Consider the following 19,514-nt stretch of genomic DNA (forward strand, 5'->3'; position numbering starts at 1 on the left):
TTTTACTTTAATAAAAAAAGTTAGAGCGCAAATTTAGTTACTTATTGTTATAGATAAGCATATTCATTAAGATTATATGACATAACTTTCCTTTTTTAGGTTGAAAGTCAATGTGGTGGCGGATTTAATGGGTGCCGAAAGAGGGGCTGGAAAGGAGGCTTTGTTATAAAGTGTTAACTTTTCCCGCCTGGCAACGGGAAAAAGGCCGGTTGGCAAGGCACAGCCAAGGTCCGTCAGGACATTTAACATCGTAGCCCGGGACTTTAGCCCTGGAACTCCGAAAGATTTTGCTATAATTATATGAAACGCCGAAAATAATCTCTAATATCGCATATACTACTTGTACAATTGGGAATGACTGATCAACCAAATACAGATACCTTATGGATGGAGCGTCTGCGGGAGGATGATGAATCCGCATTTGCCGAAATTTATGGGGCTTATCGTGAAAAATTGTTGGCAGTGGCTTTTAACAGGCTGTCCGACATACAGGCGGCGGAAGATATTGTACAGGATGTATTTGTCAGCCTGTGGAACCAACGCCATAACCGCCAGATCAGCAATGCCGGCGCCTACCTGGCTACGGCAGTAAAATACAAGGTGCTGGACCGCTTCCGTCGTGAACAACTGTTGCGCCAATACCAGGAAGTATACCATACCACTATCCCGGTAAATGTGTCAGAACCCGAAATGGCGCTCCAGCAGAAACATATCCTGCAGCTGCTGCAAAAAGAAGTAAACAAACTCCCCGAAAAATGCCAGCTGATATTTCGTTACAGCCGTGAACAGGGCATGCCGGTAAAAGAAATTGCCCAAATCCTCAATATCTCCAGCAAAACAGTAGAAAACCAGCTCACAAAAGCTTTGCGCCAACTGAAAGGGAGCATCCGGCACATTTTTTCCATTTTTTTTTAATTTTTTTTCGGACAGCGTAGGGGATCCGTTCCAGTTGTTCGACAAATGACTGTAATTATCCGTTATGAAAGAAAACCAGGATCTGTTAAGCGCTGTCGAAAAGTATTTACGGGGAGAAGCCTCCCCGGAAGAATGTGCGCTGGTAAATCAGTGGTATCATTCTTTCGATGACGGGCAAGTGGTGGTAACACCAGAAGATGGCTTCAGCAAGGACGAGATTTTCAGCAGAATGGACGCAAAGCTGGCAGCGCTGATGTTGCAGCCGGCCCCTGCCCGTGGCAAAGTATTCCCGCTGTGGCTGAAACGCACGGCAGTTGCGGCCAGCGTCGCGCTGGTGCTGGGTACTGCGCTGTGGTTGCTGTCTGGCCGTAACCATATGTCCCTTACTTCCAAAGGTATGGCGGCTAAAAACGCCGCACCTGTTATGCCAGGAAGCAACAAAGCTATCCTGCTGCTGGACGATGGCAGCTCGGTGACCCTGAATGACAGTACCCAACAAACAATTGGCGATGCACGGGTACAGGGAGAATCCCTGGTATATGATCAGGCCGGCAATCCGGAGGGCATGAAATATAATACCCTGAAAACCCCGCAGGGCGGCCAGTTTGCTGTAGTGCTGCCGGATGGAAGCAAAGTGTGGCTCAATGCTGCCAGCTCATTGAAATACCCTGTGAGTTTTAACAGCCAGCATCGGGTGGTGGAACTGACAGGGGAAGCTTACTTCGACATCACGCCAGATAAAAACAAACCTTTTACAGTCCGGGTAAATAACATGGAAGTACAGGTGCTAGGCACCTCTTTTAACGTAATGGCCTATCCCGAAGAAAAAAATATCAGAACAACCCTGATAACCGGGGCCGTAAATGTAAGTGCTGATAATTCAACCAAACATCTGTTACCCGGGCAACAGGCCGTGTTGGATGATGCCCGGCAATTCACCATCGCCAATGCGGACGTAAATACCGTCATGGCCTGGAAAAACGGCAAATTCGAGTTCACAGGAGAGGAAGTGGACGTGGCATTGCGGCAACTGGCAAGATGGTACGACCTGGAACTGCAATTTGAAGGAGGCGTTCCGGAAGAACATCTCACCGCGTCTTTTCCCAGAAATACCAGTCTGGACAATATCATCAAAATGCTGGAGCTGAGCGGTGTCCGCTGTAAACTGGATAATCGCAGGCTAACGGTCCAGCATTAATTATCGTCGTTATCTAAATCATATAAATCTAAATCTAAGTCTAAATCGAAGTGAAAAATCCAATCTAAATCGAAGTAAAAATCTAAGTCGAAAAAAAGTAATCAGAACAATGAACATTTCATCTTAAAGCCAGATGTAACATCTGTGTTATGGCCTGCTGTTGTCCATAACTAAACTATTCCGGTACCAATAACCTTTACCAAACACTGTGATGTATGAGTAATCCTCAGTACAAAGGGGCTTCGTATGCCCTTAGATTCCACTTCTTCAAAACAATCCGGGTATTTAAACTGACCACGTTCCTGTTGGTATTGATCTCCCTGCAGGCGATCGCTTCAGGCTATGCCCAAACACTAACATTGCATCAACGCAATGCTGCGCTGGCCGATATTTTCAAAAGTATTACCCAACAGACCGGGTACAGTTTTATGTACCGGAATGAAATGCTAGCCCGGGCGCAGCGTGTAACCATTGCTGTTACCGATGTGGACCTGAAAGCAGCGCTGGACATTTGCTTTCATGGACAACCGCTCACTTATTCCATCGTGGATAAAGTGATTGTAGTAGATGCCAAAAAAGAAAAAACATTGATGGCCGCACCACAGGAAGATCTGCGCGGCCGGGTGGTAAATGATAAAGGTGAGAGCCTGCCGGGTGCTTCCATCGTATTAAAAGGGACTTCCAAACGGGTAGTGACAGATGAGAAAGGTGAATTCCTGATTAAAGATGCGGAAGCTGCTAATGCTGTGCTGGTGGTGGACTACATCGGTTTTGAAAGACAGGAGGTAAATCTTCAGGGGCGTTCGTCCGTTACCGTTACCCTGAAACAGAAAAATGCAGACCTGGTGGATGTGGTCGTAGTAGGATATGCCACCCAGAAAAGAGTGAACCTCACAGGAGCAGTAGCTACCGTGACCAGCAAGAGCCTGGAAAACAGACCGGTGACCAATGTGTCCAGCGCATTGGCAGGGCTTAGCCCCGGTTTACAGGTACGCCAGAGCTCCGGTAAGCCCGGCTCCGACGGCGCCACCATACGCGTACGTGGCGTGGGAACGCTCAATAATAGCGATCCGCTGGTCGTGATCGATGGTATCATCGGCAGTATGGACGCCGTTAACCCTACCGACATTGAAAGCATTTCCGTACTGAAAGACGCTGCTTCTTCCTCTATATATGGCACGCTGGCAGCCAATGGCGTGATCCTTATTACCACCAAAAAAGGTAACCGTAATCGTACTACCGTTACGTATAGTGGCACGCTGTCTTCTGTACAGCCCGCCAACATGCCGGAGTTCGTGAATGACTATGTGCGTTATATGAAACTGTATAACGAAAGCGCCCGTAACCTCGGACAGGCAGAACTGTTCAAACAACAAACCATCGATACGTGGGTGAATGCCAATGCGCATCCCAATGACCTGAACGCGGCAGGGATACCTAATTCCGTAGTATATGCCAATACTGACTGGGCCAATACCGTGTTCAAACACAACATACTGCAACAACATAATATATCCGTTTCCGGTGGCAGCGAGAAATCCACTTTCCTCGTTTCCGGTGGCTTTCAGAACAACCCCGGCACCATGGAACATACTGAGGCCAAACGTTATCAGTTACGCCTGAACCTCGACAGTAAAATCAATAAGTTTATTACGGTCGGCACCCAGACATTTGCCTCCCAGGAACTTTTTGGATTAGGTAATACCGCGAATGCCTTCAACTTCCTCCGTCAGACAACACCGGGCGTTCCCGCGAGATATGAAGGCAAATATGGTTTCCCTACCGCAACAGAAGAGTCCCAGACCGCCAATAACATCCTGCTGTACCTTAATAACGTTGCCGGGAAGAATGTGCAGAACCGTTTCAACTCTACCGTATATGCTACACTCTCCCTCTTGCGTGGACTGACATTTGAAACTAAATTCAACTACCAGACCCGGTTCCGGGACATGCAATATCACGATGTGCCTTTTGCCAAATGGGATTTGGCCAATAATGTGGCCAGGCAACCGGCCGCCACGCCCGACCAGCTCACCACCAGCGTGGAGCATAACAAGGACTTTACCACCACGTTTGACAACGTATTGCGTTACCATACTCAGTTTAAGGGAGGGCATGACTTTGCTGCACTGGCAGGTTACAACCAGAACTACTACTATTATAACCGCGATGCTGCCAGCAGAAAAGGCCTGGTATCAGAAGAGGTGACCAATATCAACGTAGCCGGCAATACCAACAACGTATTTGATGGAACAGAGTATGACAATGCGCTTCGCAGCTGGTTTGGCCGTTTGAACTATGCCTACCGCGACAAATACCTGTTTGAGGCTAATCTCCGGTATGACGGTTCTTCCCGTTTTGCACCCGTTTCCCGCTGGGGCTACTATCCCTCCTTTTCTGCGGGCTGGCGCCTTACAGAAGAAACATTCCTGAAAGAAACGCTGCACAATTTCCAACAGCTGAAACTGCGCGGTTCCTGGGGTAAATTGGGTAACAACGGCGGGGGCGACAGGTCCCAGGGCAATTATGACTACCAGACACTCTACAACCCGGTGTACTACTCTTATAATAACACCGCTGTGAATGCACTGGCGGTCACCAAATTCGGGAATCCCGGTCTGCTCTGGGAAGCTACGGCTATCGCGGATATCGGACTGGATGCAACCTTGCTGAATAATGCACTGAATATCACCATCGACTATTACAGCAAAACCACCGACGGCATCATTACCTCGCCACCGATACCGCTGACCGCAGGTAATGCACAGGCCCCTACTGTCAATACAGCCACTGTTTCCAACAAGGGAATAGAGCTGGTGGCCAGCTACAGCCGTAAAATCGGGGAAGTGGATATCACGGTTGGGGGTAATTTTTCCTACAATAAAAACGTGATCACCAGCTACCGTGGCGCCTTCCAGGATGGTTACACCACTGATGCCAGCGGTAATAAAGTATGGGCGTCCAATATCGGAAAGGTGGCTTCCAACGATGGTAACAGATACCGGGTGGAAGGCCATCAGATCGATGAATATTATCTCCAGAAACTTTACCAGGGCAACGGCAGTTACTTTAATGGCGACGGCAGTGTGAATGTTAATGGCGGCCCCAAAGACGGGATGGTCCGTACACCGCAGGACATGGCCTGGTTAAAAGCTATGATGGCCGCGGGTTATACCTTTCTGCCTGCACAGGGTGTGGATAAAGGAAAAATCTGGTATGGTGATTTCATCTACGCAGACACCAACGGTGATGGTATTTATGGCAATAACTACGACAGGTCCTTTTCCGGTTCGAGCGGTACGCCTAAATACAACTATGGATTTAATATCAGCGCTTCCTGGAAGGGACTTTACCTTAATATGATATGGGCCGGAAGTGCAGGACTGCAGTATTATTACAACGACCGCGGATACCTGAGCTCTGTAACGACCAACGGTAATGCCATCGGACTGGAAGTAGCCAATGATCACTACTATTATAATGATGCCAATCCATCTGATCCTGCCAATAATATCAATGGTAAATATCCCCGTTTGAAACTCAATACAGATCCGCAGAATAGCCAGGACAACTATTTCTATCTCTATAACGCATCTTATCTGAAGCTGAAGAACCTGCAGATCGGTTACCAGATTCCGGAACGCCTCACCAAAAAGGCTGCCATCAACCGGGCTGTGGTGTATGTAAGTGGCGAAAACCTGCTGACCATCACCAAATATCCGGGCCTTGACCCTGAAATTGGCGCCAGCGTAGGGTATCCGACTATGAAACAGTATGCGTTGGGTCTTAATGTTACATTCTAGGTTCTAAAAATTGACGTATGAAAAAATTTAGCGTATTAATATATGGCACCGCGCTGCTGTCACTGGCCGGCTGTAAGAAAAACCTGTTGGACACGGTGTCCTATACACAGGAAAGTGACGCCCAGATGTGGACCACTGACAACCTCACCGACCAGGGCATGGCAGGTGTATATGCTGCGTTGAGATTGAATATCGACCAGGGCAGTGCCTCCGGCAATGAATTATATCAGTTCGACCGTTACGGTGTAGGCGGTATGGTACGCGATGCGGATGCCTTACAGGTAGGGACCATCACGCCCAGCAACGGCATGTTCAGCAGCAACTGGAAACAGTTTTACGATGGTATTCTGCGTGCCAACACCGCTATTTTCAACATACCGCTGAAATCCCCTTCCCCAGCGGATAAAAAGGCGAGATATATAGCAGAGGCGAAATTCCTGCGTGCTTATTTTTATTCCCGCCTGAACCAGCTGTGGCATGGTGTACCGGTGTATCTCACGCCATTTACTGCCGATGACGCAGTGAAAGGCCGTGAAACAGAGGACAGCGTATGGAAAGTAGTGGTGAATGATCTTACCGATTGCATCAACGAGCCCAATCTGCCTCCCAAATATGGCAAAGGTAATGCGAGCTATGGCCATATCACCAAAGGTGCAGCTTATGCCTTAAGAGGCAAAGCCTACCTGTATACCCGTAACTGGGCTGCTGCCGCAGCTGATTTCGCCAAAGTACAGGAAGCGGGATATACCCTTTTCACTGGAGATTACAAGGCGCTCTTTAAAGAAGCGAATGAACAAAGTGACGAGATGATTTTCTCTATACAGAACATTGCGGTGAATAACTTTGGTTCCACCACGCAGTTTTTCTGTGGAAACAGAAGCTCCTTTGGTTCCTGCTGGAATACCTACCTGGTTTCCCCGGTGGTGGTAGACCTGTATGAAAAGGCCGACGGCAGCAAGTTTGACTGGAACACCGTTATCCCGGGATTTACGTCCCTGACGGCGCCACAAAGAGAGGTGTACTTTTTCAGGGATGGGCTTACAGCAGCTGAAATCACTGCCGCCAATAACCGCGGACTGGATATGAGCAAATATCTGTCTAATGGCAATGAGGCCAGGGTCAAGTCAGCTTATGCCAACCGTGATCCTCGTTTAGCCGCTAACGTTATTACCCCCTATTCGGAATACATGGGTGTAAATGGCAGCGCCAACCAACCATATGTTTCCAGGTGGCCTTTCCGGTCCAATAACACGCCTGTGTGGGACCTGGCCACTGATACCAAAGCTTATTTCTATTACCTGCACCGCAAATTTGTATATGAAGGCGCTACCGAAACGATCAACCGTGCCTACGGTCCTACCGATTTCCCGGTGATTCGTTTTGCGGACGTGTTGCTGATGTGGGCAGAAGCTTTGAACGAGCAAGGATTTAGCCAGCAGTCGCTGGACTTGGTCAACAAGGTGAGGGCGAGAGTTGGAATGCCTGCTTTGCAGAATGCAGATGTTACCAAACCGACTTATGTCGGTGATCAAACGGCTATGCGTGAGCGTATCCGTAACGAGCGCAGGGTGGAATTTGTGAATGAGGGCATCAACTATTTCGATGAGCTGCGTTGGAAAACATGGAAAGAAAAGACGTTTGCCGCTGGTGCTGGTATCCAGCAGATCTGGGGAGGCAATGTGGTCAACTATTCCTGGAAAGGGGATTACATCTACTATTGGGCCATTCCTCAAAGCGAGATAGAACGTAATTCCAACCTGGTACAAAATCCGGGCTGGATCAACTAAGAGTTATCCGAATACCTGTTATAAAAAAGCGCGCTACTGGTTTACCGGTAGCGCGCTTTTTAATGATATATCAGTTGTTTCAGGCAGCAGCCACGGCGGCTGCACGCTGTACTGTATTAATACGGAGGGTACGTTGTTTCAGGAAAGAGATGATTTCCGCATCGGACTGGAAACGATCGCCGATATTGACAAAATGTTTGGCCAGCAGATCATAACGTTTGGTCATCAGCCATAACCATACATGCAGGAAGTGGATACCATCAAATACGACAGCGTCGTTAGCGATGTATTCGTCCAGCGTTTTACGGAAATGTACCGGATGTTCTGTCCAGTGCATGCTGGGTTTAACGTGATGGCTGATATGATAGCCATCGTTCCAGCATTTATGGTTGTACTTGGTATTGATGCAGGTAATACTGTTCTTGTAGCTGTTGTCCGGGTCTTCAGCGTCTATAAACGCGTGCTGTGCCCAGTTGCCTACCATCATAATAATACGGGAGATGATAAACGGCAGGATGAACACGACGAAGGTAGCCGGGAAATTGATGAAGGAAAGGCCTACGCAGGCACCGATGAAAAAGAGTTCACCGCGGACCAGCTTTACCATCAGTTTACTCCTTTTTTTGCGGATATGGTACTTGGCGGTATCGTAAACGCCAAAAGTCACGAAAGACCAGAGGTAGTGGAGGAATCCCCGGAAAGAGTCGCGCTGGTACATCATGGTACAGCTGTCATCGTCCGGCATATTATTCTCCGGGTGGTGCATCCCGATATGGTGGGAATAGTAGGACTCCGGTGTTTGTCCAAACAACGGGCCTATTGCCCAGGGGAGGTAATTATTCAGGAAGCCGTATTTCTTTTCAAAGAAGGCGCGGTGGCTGGTGCAATGCAGCATCAGGCCGAAAGGGCCTTTGAAGGTGATATTGTTGAAAAACTGGTAAGCAATAGCAGCAGTCCACCAAAGCCAGTTGTTCACACCCGGCCAGTACATCAGGATGGCCAGTGGCCAGAGGGTGAAAGTAATCTTCAGGGTAAGGTATACAAAGGGAAGATCACGCTCGTCACGGATCATCGACTTAAAAAGCCTGTCAAAGACAGTCTCCCGGTCAGGTTTAACGTAAACGGGATCTGTAAGATGGGTGAGTTGCTTCATATTGCGTGTTAAAATGTCAAGTTGGCTACAATACCAGGTCGTAATTGCTTGATTGGCCGGTACTTACTCTGTTTCTGATCCAATAACGCATATTACAGGCTGATAGTATCCACATGCCCGGCCGCGCTGCTGTAAGATACCCATTTTACGGAGAGTTTGTAATGTTTTAACAGTTTTTTGTAATTTCCGGCCCCGTGCATTCCCCGCATACCCGGCAACTAAACCTGTAATTATAAGCGGTGGTGCAATGGCCAAACCAATCAAACTAACAAGCAAGAATGAAGAGACTTACGCTTAAGGATGTCGCTAAAATGGCCGGTGTGGCACCTTCTACTGTATCTTTTGTACTCAACGGCAAAGGGAAACAGATGCGGATACGTGACGAAGTCGCGGCCAAAATCATACAGGTAGTGGAGAAATCCGGTTACGAGCCCCACCGGGTGGCGGTAAACCTGCGTACCGGTCAATCCAAAACACTGGGCCTGATCGTGGAAACTATTTCCGGCAGTTTCTTTGCCAGCCTTGCCAAAACAATTGAAACGGAAGCGGAACTGATGGGGTACAACGTAGTGTATTGCAGTACGGAAAACAACGCCCAGAAAGGAGGAGAGCTGATACGGATGCTTGGCCGGCAGATGGTGGACGGATACCTGATTACTCCCGCGCCCGGTATGGAAAAAGAGATACAGCAGCTGGTACAGCATCATAAGCCTGTAGTGCTGATGGACAGTTATTTCCCTTCTATCAAGGCGCCTTATGTGCTGATCGATAATTTCGGCGGCGTGCAGCAGGGCATGAAACACCTGATTGAGAAAGGTTTCACCCGTATCGCCTTCGTGACAGTAGACGTGAAGCTGATCCAGCTGGAAGAGCGCCTGCGTGGCTACGTGTCTGCCCTGAAAGAACACAAGCTCCCCCTGCGTAAGAAACATGTACTGCACCTGAAGTACCACAAGCTCCGGGAAGATGCCCTTCGGGAAATGCAGGAGTTCATTGAAAGCAATCCTGACCTTGAAGCGATATTTTTTGCCACCAATTATCTCGGTATCCTTGGACTGGAAGCCATTGCCCGCATTGGTCTCCGTATGCCCGATGACGTGTCTGTGATCTGTTTCGATGACCACGATATTTTCCGCCTGTATCCACCAGGCATCTCTGTGATAGAGCAGCCGATAGAAGGCATCGCCAAAACTGCGATTGCCATGCTGATGCAGCAGCTGGGTAAAAAACCGGTGCCTATTAAGAATCCCGCAGTAGAGCTGCCGGGACGATTTATCGTGCGCGGCTCCGCGTAAGCAGCGACGCGTATCATCACGCCAGGTCCTGTTTCCGGCACCGCTTATCCATTTTCCGGCAAAAAAATGGACAATACCTGCGATAGATCCAAAAATATGTATACATTTAAAAACTGTTTCCGGAGAAAATGATGTGAGTTTGGGGCTCCGGAAACAGGGAGAGGATTCTGTGAATCTTTTTTTTCTGTATTGATGCTAAATCGATTTTTCTAATAATTGCACGTAATGAAATACCGGCCGGCGAAAGCGGGGAAATTTTTGGCCCTGCCTGATCATCTTCCCTGCGCCTTTGCCCTCTGGTATCGATTTACCAAGAAACAACACTACAACATGAAAAAAGTTGGAATGCTGGCAGCTGCTTTATTATGCCTGCATGGCGCACAAAGCCAGACAGTATACAAAGTGGCTGAACCGGTGGAATGGGTCAACACCCTGATGGGCACCGATTCTAAAGTAAGCCTGTCAAACGGCAACACCTATCCTGCCATCGCCCTGCCATGGGGGATGAACTTCTGGATGCCCCAGACAAACGTGATGGGCAACGGATGGGCGTATCAATACACTGCCGATAAAATCAGGGGCTTTAAACAAACACACCAGCCTTCTCCCTGGATCAACGACTATGGCCAGTTTGCCGTGATGCCCGTTACCGGTAGCCTGAAAATCGATCAAAACAAAAGAGCCAGCTGGTTCTCCCACAAAACGGAAATAGCCAAACCCTACTACTACAGTGTATACCTGGCAGATGCGGACGTGACCACCGAAATCACGCCCACAGAACGCGCTGCTCAACTGCGTTTTACCTTCCCGTCTACTGATAGCGCCTTCGTGGTGGTAGATGCATTTGATAAGGGATCCTATATTAAGATCTTACCAAAAGAACAGAAGGTCATCGGTTATACCACCAAAAACAGTGGTGGCGTACCGTCCAACTTCAAGAACTATTTTGTTATCTATTTTGATAAACCATTTACCGTTGCCGCAGCATGGCGCGATTCCACCCTGGAAGACCAGCTGGAGCTGCAGGCAGACCATGCCGGCGCAGTGGTAGGCTTCAAAACAAAGAAAGGAGAACAGGTAGTGGCCAGAACAGCATCTTCCTTCATCAGCTTTGAACAGGCGGAACTGAACCTCCAGCGCGAAGTAGGTAAAGATGCTTTTGAGGTTACCCGTCAGAAAGCAAAAGACACCTGGAACAAAGAACTGGGCCGGTTGTCAGTGGAAGGCGGTACCTCCGAACAGGTAAGTACCTTCTACTCTTCCCTGTACCGCACTATGCTGTTCCCCCGCAAATTCTATGAAATCAATGCGAAAAACGAAGTGGTGCACTACAGCCCATTCAACGGCCAGGTGCTACCCGGTTATATGTTTACCGACAATGGTTTCTGGGATACCTTCCGCGCGGTACATCCGTTCTTTACGCTGATGTATCCTTCGCTCAGCGCGCATATCATGGAAGGTTTGGCCAACGCCTACAAGGAAAGCGGCTGGTTGCCTGAATGGGCAAGCCCCGGTCACCGCGATTGTATGATCGGCTCCAACTCTGCTTCCCTCATCGCTGATGCTTACCTGAAAGGTATCCGCGGTTATGATATCAATACCCTGTACGAGGCGATCCTGAAAAACACGGAAAACGAAGGCCCGCTTACTTCTGTAGGTCGCAAAGGCGTGAAATACTACAATCAACTGGGTTATGTGCCCTACGATGTAGACGTTAACGAAAACGCTGCCCGTACACTGGAATATGCCTACGACGACTTCACCATCTACCAACTGGCAAAAGCGCTGAACAGGCCTAAAGAAGAGATAGCACGTTTCGCTAAACGCTCACAGAACTATCGGAACCTCTTTGATCCGGAAACAAAACTGATGCGTGGTAAAAATAAAGACGGCCGTTTCCAGTCACCATTCAATCCTTTCAAATGGGGGGACGCCTTTACCGAGGGTAACAGCTGGCACTACACCTGGTCTATATTCCATGACGTACAAGGTCTTGCGGGCCTGATGGGAGGCCGCGAATCCTTCGCCAATATGCTGGATTCCGTTTTCAAAATGGCGCCGGTGTATGATGAAAGCTACTATGGTACTGTGATTCACGAAATCCGTGAAATGCAGATCATGAACATGGGTCAATATGCACACGGCAACCAGCCTATTCAGCACATGATCTACCTCTATAACTATGCCGGCCAGCCGTGGAAAACACAGTACTGGATCCGCCAGGTAATGGAGCGTCTTTACAAAGCTACACCCGATGGCTACTGTGGCGACGAAGACAACGGGCAAACCTCTGCCTGGTATGTATTCTCTGCTATGGGCTTCTATCCCGTTTGTCCCGGTACCCAACAGTATGTATTGGGCACTCCCCTGTTCGCCAAACTCACCATGACGCTGGAAGACGGCAAAAAAATGGTGATCGAAGCACCTGGCAACAGTGCTAAAAACCTGTACGTACAACAGGCGACCCTGAACGGTCAGCCCTATACGAAAAACTGGATCAGCCATCAGGATCTGCAGAAAGGCGGCAAACTGATGTTCCGTATGGGCGCTACCCCTGAGAAATCAAGAGGTACACAGCCTGCTGCGTTCCCTTATTCTTATTCAACAGATAATAAATAAAACGATATAGAAGAATTTCATTGTTCACTGTAAATAATTCATCCCGATTCTTCGGGATGTAGCATTTTTCCAGACACGTTTTAAACTGATACCGATGACCAACAGGCTTATTTTCTTATCGATACTCTGCTGTATCTGTACTTCGCTCCGCGCGCAGGAGAATGTGTTGTCCTACGTAAAGCCGATCACGGGCACACAACGGATGGGACATACCTATCCCGGCGCTACCGTGCCTTTCGGCGCGGTGCAGCTCAGCCCCGAAACGGATACGCTCTCCTACGAGATGAACGGCAAATACAACAAGGACGTATACAAATACTGCGCAGGCTATCAATATGAAGATAAAACCATCGTGGGTTTCAGTCACACGCATTTCAGCGGTACAGGCCATTCCGATCTGGGCGATTTCCTGATCATGCCTGCTACCGGTGCACTGCAACTGAACCCGGGAACGGCAGACCATCCGGAGAGCGGTTACCGCAGCAGGTTCTCACACAACACAGAAGTAGCGGAACCGGCTTATTATAAAGTGAAACTGGAAGATAATAACATCCTTGCCGAACTCACCGCCAGCAACCGTGTGGGCTTTCATCAATATACCTTCCCCGCTTCTGGTGAGTCGCACATCATCCTCGACCTGATGTCCGGTATCTACAACTACCCCAACAAAAACGTATGGACTTTTGTACGGGTGGAAAACGATACGCTGATTACCGGATACCGGCAAACCAGCGGCTGGGCGCGTACCCGCACTGTCTATTTCGCCATGACGTTTTCAAAACCTTTTAAAGAATACGGCCATCGTAATTATGCCAATGACGTATACAAAGGTTTTTACCGCAAGTTTGACCAGACAAAAAATTTCCCTGAAATGGCAGGCCGCCAGATAAGGGCTTACTTCGATTTCAATACCACCGAAGGTGAAAAAATCAAAATAAAATTTGCTATCTCCCCGGTAAGCACCGCAGGGGCGCTCAAAAACCTGCAAACAGAAATACCCGGCTGGGATTTTGACCAGGTAAAACGTGAAAGCCAGGTACTGTGGACAAAAGAGCTGAACAAAATACAGATCGCCTCCGGCAGCCGCGAAGAGAAAGAAAATTTCTATACCGCCATGTACCACGCGTTTATTAATCCAACTACCTACATGGACGTAGATGGAAAATACCGTGGACTGGACCAGAACAACTATACCGCTAACGGATATACGAATTATACTACTTTCTCCCTGTGGGACACCTATCGCGCTTTGCATCCGCTTTTTAATGTGGTGCAGCCTACCCGCAATGCTGACATGGTACAGTCTATGCTGCATCATTATGAGCAAAGCGTGCAGCACATGCTGCCGGTATGGTCGCATTATGCCAATGAAAACTGGTGCATGATCGGCTATCACAGCGTATCCGTGATTGCAGATGCTATCATGAAAGGCAACGCTCCTTTTGATGTGAACAAAGCGCTGGAAGCCTGTGTGACCACTGCCCGCCACCGCACCTACGACGGACTGGGATACTATATGGACATGGGTTATGTGCCGGAAGATAAAAACGGCTCTTCTGTTTCCAAAACACTGGAATATGCCTATGATGACTGGTGTATTGCGCAGGTGGCCAGGAAGCTGGGCAAAACAGCTATCTACGATGAATTTATCAAACGGGCAGCCAACTATAAAAATGTTTACGACAAAGCCTCCGGCTTTATGCGTCCCCGCCTGAACGACGGCACTTTCAAAGCCGCTTTTGACCCGCTGCAAACACATGACCAGGGCTTCATTGAAGGCAACGCATGGAATTACAGTCTTTATGTGCCGCACAACCCCGACGATATGATTGCTATGATGGGCGGCAAAAAACAATTCACGCAACACCTCGATTCGCTGTTCACTATGGAGTTGCCGGATAAATATTTTGCTGAAACCGAAGACATCACCCGCGATGGTATCATCGGCAACTATGTACACGGCAACGAACCCTCTCACCACGTAGCTTACCTCTATAACTGGACCGGCTATCCGTGGAAAACACAGGAACGTATACGCATGATCCTGAAAAAAATGTACCACCCCGGTCCTGATGGCCTCGGCGGTAACGACGACTGCGGACAAATGAGCGCCTGGTATATTTTCAGTTCCCTCGGGTTTTATCCGGTGTGCCCGGGCTCCGATCAGTACGCATTAGGAAGTCCTGCGGTAGACAAGGCTACCCTGCAGCTGGAGAACGGCAAAACGTTTGTTATCGATGTGAAAAATCAGGGGGATAAGAATGTATATGTGCAGAAAGTCTTACTGAACGGCAAACCGCTGGACCGCCTGTACATTACGCACAGTGAGATTATGGATGGCGGCAACATGACGTTCTATATGAGCAACAAACCGAAAAAGTGACCCGTTCGAATGCATACAAGCAAGGCCCTGCGTTGTTGCAGGGCCTTTTTATTTGTGGTAGGAAACATAATAGAAGATGTATAAAAAAAACGCCGGAGATCATATCTCCGGCGTTTTTTTTATACATCTTCTAACCTCGTAGCGTAAACGAAGCAATGCCCAAAGGCACTTGTTTACCCGGATCAGTAGGTCTGATTTTAATGTAGAGATGATGTTTTTTGCCATCGGTAACCGGAGCAAAACTGATGCTGGATTTGTTAGGCATCTTCGGTTGAGCGCCAGGTCCTATGGTAGTTTCACCCAAACGGGTGCCGTTGGCATTGTCGAGGAATGCTTCCACTACAAAGCCCTGCTGCTGCGGGTCTTGTACCATATAGGTAACATCGATGCCATTGACGTCGGTCAGGTCGAGATCGTTGTATACCACCCAGCCGTTGGCTGTAGCGGGAATCAACAGTTTCATACCATTGACTTCAAAGGTAGAAACACCATCAGCTTTGCTGAAGCCTGCTGCGGGTAATTTAGGATTCAGCAGTTGTGCCGCAGCGGTACCTGTGATGGGTTTAATGCCCGGTGCTCCTTTATCCGTGTAGCTGGCCAGGAGCAGCAGTGCGCCATTGTCTTTCAGCTCATTGCCCAATGTGGGGTTGAGGCTGCCGGTAGTAGGCAGGGATGCCACTTTAGGGGCATTGCCGCCCAACGAGAAAATATATTCCACCAGTTGATGTGCTTCTCCGTTGGAGATGCCCGGGTGGGCAGACATCGCGGTTTCTCCCCATACGCCGCCACCGCCGTTGATGATCTTTTTCGCAAGCGCATCCGGTGCGGCAGGATCGTTTTTGTATTTCTCTGCTATCTGTTTGAAAGATGGTCCGATGGATTTTTCATCTGGCTTGTGACAGGTTTTACAGTCAGACACCTCCATGATGTTTTTACCTGCGATGGCGCCGGTAACGATCTGATGCCCCTGTGGCATGGCCGCTTTATCGCTGCCTTGAACATAATCCGCTTTCACAAATATGTTGCTGGCATCGAGTTTCCCGCTGGCACTATTGCCGTCTTCCTTGTCATTAACGGTAACGGTATAACGTACTTGTTTGCCAGGGAAATAAAACATCTGGTTGCCTTGCAGCGCGATGCTGACTTGCGGTGTTTCATTACCGGCATAAAGGGCGATCTCTTTACTTTTTGTTTTACCGCCTTTACCGTCCTGTACTTCTACGTATACGTTGTATTCACCGGCAGTGGTGTAGGTCATTTCCACAGATGGCTCGGTGGTTTCCTTTTTATTGCCGTTGCCGAAATACCAGAGGTAGGCGAGCTTGTCGCCATCAGGATCTACGGAGCCTTCGGCTGACAGTTTCACTTTAAACGGCAGTGCGCCGGTAAGCTGTGTAGTATGTATTTCAGCCTGCGGTGCGCGGTTGCCGCCATTGTAATCAATGCGGGCAAGCGCAGCGTCCGGGTTTTTGCTGAACCAGCCATTGCCATATTCCAACACGTATAAACGGCCATCGGGGCCCATTTCCATGTCTATCGGCGCATTCAGTTTAGTGCCGGGCATAAAACGTTCCATCTTGGAGAAATCGCCGTTTTTATCCATGGTAACGGCCATGATCCAGCCGCGGATCCAGTCGTAGATAAACAGTTTACCGTTATAGTAGTCCGGGAAACGGGTTTCTTTCGGATAGAATTCGCTGTAGTATACCGGGCCTGCTTCGGCATTACGGCCGCCGCTGCCTACGATGGGGAATTCATCGGATTTGCCGTACGGGTACCAGATAAAGGCTGGTACAGCCGGTGGCAGCTCTTTCAGGCCGGTATTGTTGCGGGAGTTGTTGATCGGCTTTTTGGGATCAAACGCCGGACCGGTTTCGCCTGTTTCGTAGTTATAGGCGTGGTAAGGTTTGTTGTCTGCGATGAACATGGGATATCCGTAGTTGCCGGGCTTTTTGGCCTGGTTCACTTCATCGTATCCGCGTGGGCCCCTGTTGGGATCGTCGTTGTTGGCGTCCGGACCTACTTCACCCCAGTAGAGGTAGCTGGTCTTCCGGTCTATTGAGATACGGTAGGGGTTGCGGGTACCCATGGCATATATTTCCGGGCGGGTGTTAGGCGTGCCTTTCGGGAACAGGTTTCCTTCCGGTATGCTATAGGAGCCGTCAGGTGCTACTTTGATGCGCAGGATTTTACCACGCAGATCGTTGGTGTTGGCGGAAGAGCGGCGGCCATCGTATTGTTGATGCCCGGGGCGGTCGTCCGTAGGGCCGTAACCGTTACTGACGTATTTCTGGCCTGCTTCGTCGAATGGCGTGGTATTGTCGCCGGTAGAGACATACAGCAGTTTATCCGGTCCGAAGGCAATGGAGCCACCGGTATGGCAGCAGATATCGCGCTGGGAGTAGAACTGCAGAATTACCTTTTCGGAGGCCATGTTCAGCTGGTTGTTTTCAAACTTAAAGCGGGACAGGCGGTTGACGGAAGTATCTACGGGAGAATACATCACATAGATAAAGTGGTTGTCTTTATAGTCCGGGTCAGCAGCGAGGCCGAGGAAACCTTCTTCCGCATTAACGTTGGGCACTTCTGTTTTGAAGTACACTTTCAGGAAGCCGGCCTGGGTGAGTGTTTTATCTGCCTGTTTGTAGAGCATCAGTTCACCGCGGCGTTGTGCCACGAGGATGTCGAGGTTGGGCAGGATCGTCATCTCCGTTGGTTCAAAGAACTGGCCGGCGGTGAGCACGTTTTTAGTGAAGCGGTTTTCGTCCGGTGTGCGCAGCGTGGTGGCTTTGCTATAGTCGAGCACCAGGTTTTTGCCGATCGCGTATTGGATACCGCCGAGCACATGTTTCAGGAACAGGCTGTCGGTATAGCACTCTTCGGTATGACCGAGCGCGGTGTAGAAAGCGCGGCCGCCGTCGTATTCGTGATACCAGCTTACGGGATGGTCGTTGTTCATGGTGCCGCCTTCGTAGGTTTTTTCATCTACTTTCAACAGTACAGTGGTGGTGGTATCTCTCTTTTTAAAGTTGTACCATTCGTCTGTATGTTCAAATTTGTCGGGCAATCCGGCGGTAGCAGGGAATGATTTGTTGACCACTTCCACGGTTGCCTTGTGGGTACCGGGAGGATGGCTGAGGAAATAGGCGCCGGCCAGGTGGTTGTACCAGCCCCATTCATATTCTGTATCGGTGGCGGCGTGTACGCCTACATATCCGCCGCCGGCCTGAATGTATCTTTCAAAGTCTGCTTCCTGTGCGGTATTGAGCACGTCGCCAGTGGTGTTCAGGAAGATCACCGCAGCATATTGTTGGAGGGAGTCTTCCGTAAAACGGTTGGCATTTTCGGTGGTGTCTACCTCGAAGCCGTTTTCTTTGCCGAGCTTCTGGAGGGCCGCAATGCCCGCTGGTATGGAAGCGTGGCGGAAAGCGGTGGTTTTGGTGAATACCAGCACCCGCGGTTGTCCGGGGCGCGATTTGTTACAGCCTGCCGTGGCCACCAATGCCAGCAGCAGCAAGAGCTTAATGGTTTGCTTCATAAACTGTGATTACCATGATTATTGCTGATTCGCCTGATCAAGGAGATCTTAACGAAGATCTCAACGAGATTTTAGCGAAGCTTATTACCCATCGTATACTGAATACCACCCAGGAGGTGTTGCAGATAGGCAGGGTCCTGATATGATTCTTTGGTATGGCCCATTTCGGTATAGAAAGCGCGGCCGCCTTCAAAGTCATGGTACCAGCACATCGGGTGATTATCCCCGTTTTTGCCGCCTTCATAGGTGGATTCATCTATTTTGATCAGCACGTGCACGTCCGGGTTAAGGTCTTTGAAGTTATACCATTCGTCTTTGCGTACCCATTCATCCGGCAGGTGGCGGGTGGCGGGATGGTTGTGGTCTGTTACGCGGAGGGTGGCCTGTTGTTGTTTCGGGTGACTGAGAAACCAGGCGCCGGCCAGTTTATTGTACCATGGCCAGTCGTATTCCGTATCGGTGGCTGCGTGGATGCCCATCCAGCCGCCGCCTTTGTGGATATACTGCTGGAAGGCCACTTGCTGGGCGCTGTCCAGTACATCGCCGGTGGTGCAACTGAAGATCACAGCGGCATATTTTTTCAGGTTGGCGGCAGTAAAGGCGGAAGCATCTTCGGTGGTGTCCACTTCGAAGCCGTTGTCTTTACCCAGTTGCATGATCGCGGCTTTGGCAACGGGAATACAGTCGTGGCGGAAGCCTGTTGTTTTTGAAAAGACCAGTATCTTTTTGGCCTTATGTTTTTTGCCGGCCTGCGCACAAAGGGAGGCGGCCAGTAATAGCGCAATAAACGCGGTGAATGTTCTCATGTTCGTGGTAGTTATAG

General features: G+C 49.3%; 10 protein-coding genes. 7 read left to right on the forward strand and 3 right to left on the reverse strand.

Features of this window, described 5'->3' with window-relative positions; translation table 11 throughout:
* The first annotated feature begins 354 nt into the window (after window positions 1–354).
* The 4 genes from HHL17_RS05905 (at window position 355) to HHL17_RS05920 (ending at window position 7,703) form a co-directional block, all read left to right on the forward strand.
* Window positions 355–915, forward strand: a complete 561-nt coding sequence (locus HHL17_RS05905) for an RNA polymerase sigma factor (protein WP_169223836.1) — start codon at window positions 355–357, stop codon at window positions 913–915.
* Between the two features lie 64 nt (window positions 916–979).
* Window positions 980–2,113, forward strand: coding sequence for a FecR family protein (locus HHL17_RS05910; protein ID WP_169223837.1), 1,134 nt, complete (start codon window positions 980–982; stop codon window positions 2,111–2,113).
* Window positions 2,114–2,328: 215 nt separating this feature from the next.
* Window positions 2,329–5,916, forward strand: a complete 3,588-nt coding sequence (locus HHL17_RS05915; protein WP_169223838.1) for a TonB-dependent receptor — start codon at window positions 2,329–2,331, stop codon at window positions 5,914–5,916.
* A gap of 17 nt (window positions 5,917–5,933) precedes the next feature.
* Window positions 5,934–7,703, forward strand: a complete 1,770-nt coding sequence (locus HHL17_RS05920) for a RagB/SusD family nutrient uptake outer membrane protein (RefSeq protein ID WP_169223839.1) — start codon at window positions 5,934–5,936, stop codon at window positions 7,701–7,703.
* A gap of 79 nt (window positions 7,704–7,782) precedes the next feature.
* Here the strand turns inward: HHL17_RS05920 and HHL17_RS05925 are convergent, their stop codons facing one another.
* Window positions 7,783–8,856 (reverse strand): fatty acid desaturase family protein, encoded by a 1,074-nt coding sequence (locus HHL17_RS05925; protein ID WP_169223840.1) that lies wholly within the window; start codon window positions 8,854–8,856, stop codon window positions 7,783–7,785.
* A gap of 278 nt (window positions 8,857–9,134) precedes the next feature.
* Here HHL17_RS05925 and HHL17_RS05930 point away from each other — a divergent pair, with 278 nt between their 5' ends.
* The 3 genes from HHL17_RS05930 to HHL17_RS05940 all read left to right on the forward strand — a co-directional run bounded on the left by HHL17_RS05930 (window position 9,135) and on the right by HHL17_RS05940 (window position 15,153).
* Window positions 9,135–10,151 carry a LacI family DNA-binding transcriptional regulator gene (locus HHL17_RS05930; RefSeq protein WP_169223841.1) on the forward strand — a complete coding sequence of 339 codons (1,017 nt, stop codon included), beginning with the start codon at window positions 9,135–9,137 and terminating at the stop codon, window positions 10,149–10,151.
* Window positions 10,152–10,481: 330 nt separating this feature from the next.
* The gene (locus tag HHL17_RS05935; RefSeq protein ID WP_169223842.1) at window positions 10,482–12,770 is read left to right on the forward strand and encodes a GH92 family glycosyl hydrolase; all 2,289 of its coding nucleotides are present in this window, start codon (window positions 10,482–10,484) and stop codon (window positions 12,768–12,770) included.
* Between the two features lie 94 nt (window positions 12,771–12,864).
* Window positions 12,865–15,153 (forward strand): GH92 family glycosyl hydrolase, encoded by a 2,289-nt coding sequence (locus HHL17_RS05940; protein WP_169223843.1) that lies wholly within the window; start codon window positions 12,865–12,867, stop codon window positions 15,151–15,153.
* Window positions 15,154–15,283: 130 nt separating this feature from the next.
* On the opposite strand, the gene HHL17_RS05945 is transcribed toward HHL17_RS05940, so the two are convergent.
* Together HHL17_RS05945 and HHL17_RS05950 are read right to left on the reverse strand one after the other, a co-directional pair.
* Window positions 15,284–18,691 carry a ThuA domain-containing protein gene (locus tag HHL17_RS05945; RefSeq protein WP_169223844.1) on the reverse strand — a complete coding sequence of 1,136 codons (3,408 nt, stop codon included), beginning with the start codon at window positions 18,689–18,691 and terminating at the stop codon, window positions 15,284–15,286.
* A 71-nt stretch (window positions 18,692–18,762) separates the two neighbouring features.
* Complete coding sequence (locus HHL17_RS05950) at window positions 18,763–19,497, reverse strand: ThuA domain-containing protein (protein ID WP_169223845.1); 735 nt, start codon at window positions 19,495–19,497, stop codon at window positions 18,763–18,765.
* Window positions 19,498–19,514: the final 17 nt, after the last annotated feature.

Source organism: Chitinophaga fulva (genome assembly GCF_012927205.1).
Classification (GTDB): Bacteria; Bacteroidota; Bacteroidia; order Chitinophagales; family Chitinophagaceae; genus Chitinophaga; species Chitinophaga fulva.